This window comes from Loigolactobacillus bifermentans DSM 20003, from assembly GCF_001434575.1.
Taxonomy (GTDB): domain Bacteria; phylum Bacillota; class Bacilli; order Lactobacillales; family Lactobacillaceae; genus Loigolactobacillus; species Loigolactobacillus bifermentans.
Window position 1 is genome coordinate 1 of the sequence record NZ_AZDA01000069.1, and the last position, 8,726, is coordinate 8,726.

The following is an 8,726-nucleotide window of genomic DNA, read 5'->3' on the forward strand; positions in this document are numbered from 1 at the left end:
TTAAAATCGAAACCTTTTGTGAACTAGGGCTGTCCAATATCCAAATGGGCGTTCGGATTAATTTTACAATCTACCATAAGCCTACCGATTTTTTAATATTATTTTATTCATCAATTTCCGGCGCCGACCCAAGCTCTGCCTGAATCATCCAGATTTTCTTCTCAATTGCGGTTTTGAGACCAATGAAAATATCTTGGGTACTGAAGTCTTTTTCAACATCGGATACTTCAATGCCGTGTTGGTAAAGGTCTTCCAAGTAACGATAGCCATCAACTAAGTGTGCGAGGCGTTCTGGGGTTGTTTTGTTCCATTCACCAGGCCAGTCTTGAATCTTAGTGTTTTCGGCCATTTCTTTTAAGGTCGAGTAAGGACTGCCATCAAGCGCAATCAGCCGTTCAGAAATGACATCGAGTTGGCTGTCAATTTCTTCCATGAACTCATCCATCAAGGGGTGCAACTTCAAAAAGTTGGGTCCACGCATGTACCAATGCGTCTGATGGATAATCATTGACATCTGGCTCAAATCGGCAACGAGTTGATTTAATACTGCTTTGGTTTTCGTATATTTCATTAGATTGATCTCCTTTAGATATGGTTATTATAACATAGTGGTAGCTTAATCTGAAACGTTATACACTGGCAAATTAAGTTATTTATAGCCCGTAGAATTAAGTCGTTTTGAAAAGATGGAGACGTTATATGGTAGATTGTAAAATTATTTACGTTCTAAGATGACTAATATAGATAATTTGGCTAATTATCCATGTAATTTTTGTTGCAACGTATCACCAATGCCATCTACCTTCTTAGCAGCCAAGACGGTGCCACCGATGAGGACACCACCTACAATGAGCGTAGAAGCGATCATAAACTTAAATACACTTTTCAAGACGTCCATAAAATTCTCCCTTACTTTTTACTGGTTCGACCAACAACTAATGAAACAATCAGAACTAAAATAATTGCCCCGATGATCGATGGTATCAATGCCATGCCAGCTAACGAAGGGCCCCAAGTGCCAAGGAGCCCTTGGCCAATCCATGCACCAATCAAACCAGCTACGATGTTTGCAATCCAGCCCATAGCAGCACCACGGTTAGTGATTGCGCCAGCAATGGCACCAATGATTGCCCCGACGATTAATGACCAAATAAGTCCCATATTTACTCACCCCCTTAGTTAACACGACTAGATTTATTGTCAGACGTTACTTTATCAACGCTGTCACTTAATGTTTCCTTCGATTTCTTTGCGCCCTTACTGACGGCTTCCTTCGTTTTGTCTGTAGCATCGCTCACGCGATCTTGCAGAGAAGTCGAATCTTTTTCATGTTGCTCCTTTGTCTTGACATCAACAACATTCACATTTACCTCAATTACTTCTAAGTCGGTCATATTCTTTACTTCCCGAACGATAACATTTTTGATCTTGTCATACAGTTTAGAAATATCAATGCCGTATTCAGCAACAATGTCGAGATCCACTGCAACCTGCTTTTTTCCAACCTCTACATCAATTCCTGATGTGACATCGGAAGTATTAACTAGTTTTTCAGCAACATTTGCGAAAAAGCCGCCATCTACGGTTAATAAGCCATCTACTTCAGAAAGTGCAATACCAATTATTTTTTGAATAACCTTATCATCAAATGTTAAATTGCCTTTAATACCAGACTTTTCGTTAGTTGTTGTTTTTTCACTTGGCGTTCCGTTCTGCATAATTTTTCCTCCTTATAATTCAAACAGTTATTTAAAAACATTTGTTAAGATACCAGTTTTTTGAATATAATAACCCGCGGTAATCCCGATTACCATAAAAATCAAAACAAAAAGCGTCTTGAAAAATCCAAAAGTGATGATAAGGACCGCTAAGAGCAATCCTATAATTCCACCAATTAGTGGCCAAAAATAGGCTTTAATGAGTTCGGTCACGTTATCACCTCCTAGACAACTCGAGATTGATGCACATTAGCGTCCGACTCATTGAAATCAACGAGTCGGATTTTTATTTTTTTCTGTTCAGAAATTCCAAGACAAATACGCAAATCTTTTTTTAATTGATTGAGAAAATTTGCAGTCTGTTTCTTGGCATTGACTGAATTTAGTAGATCACCCGATATTTTAAGTGTGATCCTTTTTCGTGATAACTTAGCTGATACCTTGGGGTTACCAATAAAGGGTTCATGTTGAAGTGCTGAAAGAGCAAAATGCTCAATAGCTTTCTTACTGATGGTAACTTGACCATCAGACTTTTGATGAAGATATAATGACTGTGACCGTGGCCAAAAAAGTGTGATAATCAATAAAACAATTAACACCGCCGCCAGAATTATCCCACTCCAAAAAAGGTATATCGGTTCGTACTGATCCAACCAATCAAACTTTAATTGCATGGGTGTGCTAGTGCCAATGGCCGTTGACCAATTTTTAAAGACAAGAACTATGGACAAAGGAAATGCAAGGATAATAACAACTACTATTAAAGCCTTAAATATAAATCGCAAATCATCACCACCTTTACCATCATTATAGCAGGACAGGTAGTGATGATGAAATTATATGCACTTATAAGAAACCAATTAAAATTTTTATTTGACTAAACCAATCTGGCCACTAGGGTATACCCTAGTGGCCTTTTTTGTTTCTGTGCTATACTAGGCATTAAAAGTGTTCATTAGGACTGTCCAAAAGGAGGGCTAAAAATGGCTAAAATTGGTTATGCGCGTGTGAGTTCCAAGGAGCAACATTTAGATCGACAGTTAGCGGCTTTAAAAGGCGTTGATAAACTATTTACAGATAAGTTAAGTGGGGCTAACACCAAGCGACCTGAACTGCAAAAAATGCTGGCCTATATCCGTGAAGGCGATATTGTCCTGGTTACTGAATTAGACCGCTTGGGCCGAAACAACCAGGACTTAACTAAGATTATGAACACCATTCAGAACAAAGGTGCCACCCTAGATGTGTTGAATTTGCCGTCCATGACGGGGATTGCGGATCCTAACTTGCGTCAACTAATGACTAACTTAATCATTGAACTGTATAAGTATCAGGCCGAAAGTGAACGGAAGCGGATTATTGAGCGTCAACAACAGGGGATTTTCCTGGCCAAACAGCAGGGGAAATATCATGGGCGCAAACCCCAATATACCGAAGATGATCCCCGCTTACTACATGCTTTTAAGCTTTATCAGACGGGCATGAGTGATGTAGACGTCGCCCGTAATACCGGTATTAAGCGAACCACTTTTATCAGATATCGCAAGAAGTGCAATATAAAAAGATGAGATTTACATGCGATAATTACGTTATACTAGTTTAGAGAGGGCGACATAATGATCATTCAAACAAAGGGACTTACTAAAACTTATCAATCAAAAGTGGTGGTTGACCATATTGATTTAGCAATCAAAGAAGGAAGCTTAACTGCTCTACTAGGACCCAATGGCGCTGGTAAAACAACCGCTATATCGATGCTCACAAAGATCTTAAATCCAACCAGTGGAATGATCAAGATGAAACCAGACATAAAGATTAGCATGGTATTTCAACAGAGTATTTTAGATAATGATTTGACAGTTATGGAAAATTTGAGTATTCGAAATAAACTTTATAAAGAAGCCAAATCTAATCATATTGATGCTTTGATTCAGAAAATCGGGTTAACTGAATTTATTAATCAAAAATACGGCCGACTTTCTGGTGGGCAACGGCGACGAGTTGATATAGCAAGAGCTCTACTTAATCAACCTGATATTATTTTTTTGGATGAGCCAACTACGGGTTTGGATATCCAAACCCGCTCGGCAATTTGGAAATTGTTGCATTCATTGCAAAGTCAAAATAATTTAACCATTATTTTGACGACACACTATCTTGAAGAAGCAGATAATGCAGATGAGGTTTATATTATTGATTATGGCAAAATAATTACCAGCGGATCCGCTGATGAAATTAAAACACAAAACTCTAGCAGTAAACTCGTGATTGTTTCTGAACAAGCTGATCAATTAATGGCATTGATACCAAGTAAAATAATTCATACGCAGATTAATCATAAAACCATTTGTTTAAAGGCTAATTCTGACGAAGCACTCTCATTATTATTAAAGTTTCGTAGTTTCATTAAAACGTTCACTTATCAAGAGGGGACGATGGATGATGCTTTTTTGTCATTAACCGGAAGGAAGATGCGTTGATATGATTACTTTAACAAGGAGAAATCTACTGTTGTATTTCCGCAATCGCCCCGGAGTATTCTTTTCATTATTGGGAGCAATGATTTCATTTCTCTTATATATTGTCTTTCTAAAAAAGTCAATGATAAGTAGCTGGAAAACTGTCCCTAGTTCTCACCAATTACTTGATTTTTGGTTGATTGGAGGGACTTTATCAGTGACTGCCATCACAACCACCCTTACCTCACTTGGACAATTAGTAAAAGATAAAGAACGCAAGGTTATTAAAGATTTTTATTTAACAGACCTTTCTCATTTTGAAATCACCATGAGCTATATGTTAAGTGCCGCTTTGATTGGCTTTATTATGCAAATAGTTATGTTCGCACTGATGATAGGATACTTTTCAATCACAGATAACTTGACCATGCCATGGGAGTCGCTACCAGCTGTAATTTGCGTTGCTCTTTTTAGCTCTTTACTAGCAGTTGTAATTAATATGCTGTTTATCCAGTTTATTAGTCGCTTTGATTCCTTGAACGCTATAGGAACAATTGTTGGCACGGCCTCTGGCTTTTTAGTGGGTACCTATATTCCAATTGGTATTCTTCCTAACTTTGCGCAGTTACTTATCAAATTAACTCCGGGTGCATATGTAGCAGCCATTTATCGACAAATACTTATGGCAGATAAATTAAAAACCGCTTTTCATGGTCAGCAAAGCCATTTTGAAAAAACGATGGGGATTAAGTTAGAGTGGCATCATTTATTAACTGGAATGCAAACGACTGTGCTCCTTACCATAGTTTTTTTATTAGGAATAGCAGTTTTACTAATTGTTGACTTAATTCGAAGCAAGGAAAATGTGAGAACGGTTGATTGAGATAGCAAATATGATGAAACAAGTAGACCAATGCTTTGTGATTATTTAATTAAGCATTTCAAGTGAATTACGAGGGCTCAATAATGCCTATAAAAATCTGATTAAATTGGAATCTACCTTGATTGCGTCAACACGCAGTCGCATTGCGATATTTGCCTAGCCAATAAACTATGCTGGATAAAATTGATTTTGGATAAGGTAGATTGCAAATTTAATCCGAATTTTTTGACAAATTAGTCAGCATCACTTGGTAAGGTGTTTGCCAGTTAAGTACTTTAAGGGGGCGCTGGTTAATTTCGAGTAACGTCGTTGTTAAATCTTGAGCACTAATGTGCTCAAAACAAGTCCCCTTAGGGTAAAAATAACGTAAGTTCCGATTGAATCGTTCATTACTGCCGCGTTCAGCGGGCGTGTAAGCATGGCAGTAATAGGTATGAATACCGTATTGTGGTTCAAATGACACTAGATTGCTAAACTCAGTTCCACGATCGACAGTAAAGGTGTGTACCGGTCCCTTAAAAGTTGTTAGAAACATAGTTAGGGCTTCAAGTTATGATCACAAAATCTGAGACACCCATATCTAAACAAATGGAAACTCGTCCTTATATTTAGAAATATATCTAAATAGATTACGTTAAAAAACGCCGACCTGCGCCGACGTTGGTTTAAATCGCTAATTGTTGCCAAACTTTCATCATTTCTAACTTACGGGTTGAACGTGGCAAAAAGCGACGAATTTCTTCATTGTTGTAACCCACTTGCAACCGTTTGTCATCAAACATAATCGGCCGTTTTAATAAATCGAGATGCTTAGAAACTAATTGAATCAATTGACTTGTTGAAATATCATCTAAATTTAAATGAAGTTGTTTGAAAACTTTTGCGCGTGTGGAAATAATATCCTCAAAACCATTCTCGGTCAGACGTAGTAAACGCTTAACCTCGTCTGGTGTTAATGGTCGAGCAATGATGTTGCGTTCCTTAAAGGGAATATTGTGATTGATAAGCCACTCCCGCGCTTTACGGCTTGAAGCATTACTCGGTGCTGTATAAAGTTGAACGGTCATTAAAAACGCCCCCTTGTCTTTAAGTTCTTAAAGACGTGTTTCCTTATCCCTATTCAATGACGTATATTATATGCATAATCTATGGGTACTATACGCAAGGTGCCTACGGCACAAAAATGGTTAGTCTTCAGCGCATATCCCTATGCTACGGCTAAGCAGTGACAAGTCAAATTCATGTTCCTTCAGCATTTCTTCTTTAAATCTCATAGCCATTTCACATTCAAATTCATCAAAGTATCGAGGATTCTCAGCCAAAAATTGATCGGCAAGTTGACCAACTGACGTACTGATTACTTTTTCAATATCAACATCTGGAAAATACTCATATTCGGTGTCCCAGTTATCCAGGGTTAATTCCAAAATGCCAACAGTATCATGATCTGGGAAAAGCTGTTGCAAATAATTACCAGGTCTACCCGTAATTGGATCAAATTCATGTGGAACAGTACAGGTCTTGGCTTTAAAAATATGATATTCCCGGCCATTAAAAATAATTGAGCACGCAACCCTTGTATCTTGACTACCTAAATCCTCAACAATTAGTTTCAAGTCAATGCTGCTACCTGGTATTAAAGCCTGAATTTGATATTGCCTGTTAATTACCATACTTATCCCCCCGTTATAAATATTCGCTAACACAACAATGAAACTAGCTCTTTAAAAGTATCCGCTTTCATTATATCGAACAAACGTTTTTGTTTCAAAAAATTCTATAAAAAAATATGGAAAAAGATACTTTATAGTTTATTTTTTATCGTATATTCTCCGTTGTAATTAAAATTCTTTTTAAGAAAACAAGCTAATACTAAAATACTTAGTCCTGGACTAATAGCATTGATACATGCAGTTCCAAAAGAAAATAGACCAATTCCATAATGACCATTGTACATTTCATGATGTAACTAGGTTTACAGATTTTTATTAGAGTAGACTATCCAACTGCCCAAGCCTATTTGAACCAGCAGATGTACCTTAAAGTCAGCAAAAGATATTTAACGGGGCTAAAGATAAAATAGTGACTGTAAAAATCTATAAAGCGTTCCCCTTGAGTTTGGATTTATTCCAACTCAAGGGGGGCGCTTTATATCAATACACCCTTAACTTCTTTTCTGATAAGTTCCAGTATATCAGAAATTTAAAATTACTAGCTATATGGGATCATATTAGGAAACTATATGCTGACAACCAGGACGAATGCTTCTTAGTAGCCCGTTACGCTTATATATGATATTCTTAATTAAGAAAGCGGTACCAAAGAAAGGAGAACCTTATGACATATACATTGCCAGAACTTCCCTATGCTTATGATGCTTTAGAACCTTATATTGATAAAGAAACAATGAAGATACACCACGATAAACATCATCAAACTTATATCAATAAATTGAACGCAGGATTAAAGGACAACGAGCAATTAGCAAGCATGCCAATTGAACAGCTGTTACAGAATTTAAGTGATTTACCTGAAGACGTTCAAACCATCGTCCGTAACAATGGTGGGGGACATTATAACCATTCTATTTTTTGGAAGATGCTTACGCCAAACTTTGATTCTCAACCTTCAGAAGTATTACTTGCGTCAATTAACGAAGCTTTTGGTTCTTATGATCAATTTAAACAAGCATTTACTGACGCGGCGCTTTCTATATTTGGATCAGGATGGACTTGGTTAGTTAAGGGCAACGATGATTTACTTAATATTGTGACCACTAAAAATCAAAACTCTCCGCAAGCAAATCAGCAACTTCCCTTATTGGGATTAGATGTTTGGGAACATGCTTATTATATTAAATATCAAAATCGTCGTCCAGAATATGTCGATGCTTTTTGGCACATTGTTAATTGGGACGAGGTCAGTAAACGAATGTCTGATTGATAAACCATTAACTGCAATGGTAAAATCTAAGACTCAGAACTAGTCTCAACATTTTATTTATAGAAAGCAATTAGGACTCTGGGGAACCTCACAAAACAATAATAAAGGGCAGAGTGACTAAGTTTTAAATAGTTGCTCCGTCTCTTTTTAATGCCAGATTGCGAATCTCTTGTAGGAAGAGAATACCATAAATGATTAAGCTGGAAAACGCCTTATGAAGTATTTTATCAGCAGGCGTTGCACTTAATTTGGCAATTCGCCTTCAAAATAAATTTAGCTGTTCATCACAAAAAATCTAAGAATAGATCAATTGCTGTCAGCAATATTATATAGCTATTATTTGTTTTCAAATTTATCTGTCCAATAAGATATAGGGATAAACAGAACAAGAAATATAGAGGCAAATTACAAGTTTAATCCGAACAAGCCCGGAAACTTTCAATGGCAGTCTGTTGATGATGGATTTTTAATGGTCGTTGATTAATAAGCTCAAGTGCTGCTAGGATTTCATCAGTCGTTATCTGGTCAAAGTTAGTCTTTTTCGGGAAAAACCAACGTAACCGTCGATTGAAATATTCATTGGATCCCCGTTCCCATGGTGAATACGGGTGACAAAAATAAACTTTAATCTGATAGTCTTGTTCTATGGATCGATAATCGGCAAACTTGGATTGAAGTCAATATTTGAGACAGGTTTTAAGAGACATTCAGAACCGCGTTTAC

11 protein-coding genes and 2 pseudogenes are annotated in these 8,726 nt (G+C 37.1%); 4 read left to right on the plus strand and 9 right to left on the minus strand.

Annotated features, from left to right (window positions below):
- Window positions 1-103: 103 nt before the first annotated feature.
- The 5 genes from FC07_RS08355 to amaP form a co-directional block, all read right to left on the minus strand.
- Window positions 104-571: a Dps family protein gene (locus FC07_RS08355; protein WP_057749570.1), complete on the minus strand. Its 468-nt coding sequence runs from the start codon at window positions 569-571 to the stop codon at window positions 104-106.
- A gap of 338 nt (window positions 572-909) precedes the next feature.
- Window positions 910-1,161 carry a GlsB/YeaQ/YmgE family stress response membrane protein gene (locus tag FC07_RS08360; protein ID WP_003680323.1) on the minus strand — a complete coding sequence of 84 codons (252 nt, stop codon included), beginning with the start codon at window positions 1,159-1,161 and terminating at the stop codon, window positions 910-912.
- A 14-nt stretch (window positions 1,162-1,175) separates the two neighbouring features.
- Window positions 1,176-1,718, minus strand: a complete 543-nt coding sequence (locus FC07_RS08365) for an Asp23/Gls24 family envelope stress response protein (protein WP_057904665.1) — start codon at window positions 1,716-1,718, stop codon at window positions 1,176-1,178.
- Between the two features lie 27 nt (window positions 1,719-1,745).
- The gene (locus tag FC07_RS08370; RefSeq protein WP_057799507.1) at window positions 1,746-1,931 is read right to left on the minus strand and encodes a DUF2273 domain-containing protein; all 186 of its coding nucleotides are present in this window, start codon (window positions 1,929-1,931) and stop codon (window positions 1,746-1,748) included.
- Window positions 1,932-1,942: 11 nt separating this feature from the next.
- Entirely contained in the window at window positions 1,943-2,503 is a 561-nt protein-coding gene (gene amaP / locus FC07_RS08375) for an alkaline shock response membrane anchor protein AmaP (protein WP_041095702.1), read from the minus strand.
- Window positions 2,504-2,701: 198 nt separating this feature from the next.
- Between amaP and FC07_RS08380 the strand changes: the two genes are divergently transcribed.
- The 3 genes from FC07_RS08380 to FC07_RS08390 are packed head-to-tail and all read left to right on the plus strand — an operon-like array spanning window position 2,702 to window position 5,060.
- Window positions 2,702-3,286: a recombinase family protein gene (locus tag FC07_RS08380; RefSeq protein WP_057904666.1), complete on the plus strand. Its 585-nt coding sequence runs from the start codon at window positions 2,702-2,704 to the stop codon at window positions 3,284-3,286.
- Between the two features lie 48 nt (window positions 3,287-3,334).
- Window positions 3,335-4,198 (plus strand): ABC transporter ATP-binding protein, encoded by an 864-nt coding sequence (locus FC07_RS08385; RefSeq protein ID WP_057904667.1) that lies wholly within the window; start codon window positions 3,335-3,337, stop codon window positions 4,196-4,198.
- 1 nt (window position 4,199) lies between these two features.
- A complete protein-coding gene (locus tag FC07_RS08390; protein WP_039099074.1) occupies window positions 4,200-5,060 on the plus strand; it encodes an ABC transporter permease in 861 nt (286 codons plus the stop codon).
- Window positions 5,061-5,271: 211 nt separating this feature from the next.
- Here FC07_RS08390 and FC07_RS08395 read toward each other — a convergent pair.
- The 3 genes and pseudogenes from FC07_RS08395 to FC07_RS08405 form a co-directional block, all read right to left on the minus strand.
- Window positions 5,272-5,607, minus strand: a pseudogene (locus FC07_RS08395) (IS30 family transposase); the annotation flags it as partial.
- 118 nt (window positions 5,608-5,725) lie between these two features.
- Window positions 5,726-6,127: a transcriptional regulator Spx gene (spx, locus tag FC07_RS08400; protein ID WP_057904669.1), complete on the minus strand. Its 402-nt coding sequence runs from the start codon at window positions 6,125-6,127 to the stop codon at window positions 5,726-5,728.
- A 120-nt stretch (window positions 6,128-6,247) separates the two neighbouring features.
- On the minus strand, window positions 6,248-6,733 hold the full coding sequence (locus FC07_RS08405) for a hypothetical protein (protein ID WP_057904670.1): 486 nt from the start codon (window positions 6,731-6,733) through the stop codon (window positions 6,248-6,250).
- A gap of 664 nt (window positions 6,734-7,397) precedes the next feature.
- Between FC07_RS08405 and FC07_RS08415 the strand changes: the two genes are divergently transcribed.
- Entirely contained in the window at window positions 7,398-8,003 is a 606-nt protein-coding gene (locus FC07_RS08415; protein WP_057904672.1) for a superoxide dismutase, read from the plus strand.
- A gap of 413 nt (window positions 8,004-8,416) precedes the next feature.
- Here FC07_RS08415 and FC07_RS15630 read toward each other — a convergent pair.
- A pseudogene (locus FC07_RS15630) lies at window positions 8,417-8,671 on the minus strand (IS30 family transposase); the annotation flags it as partial.
- Window positions 8,672-8,726: the final 55 nt, after the last annotated feature.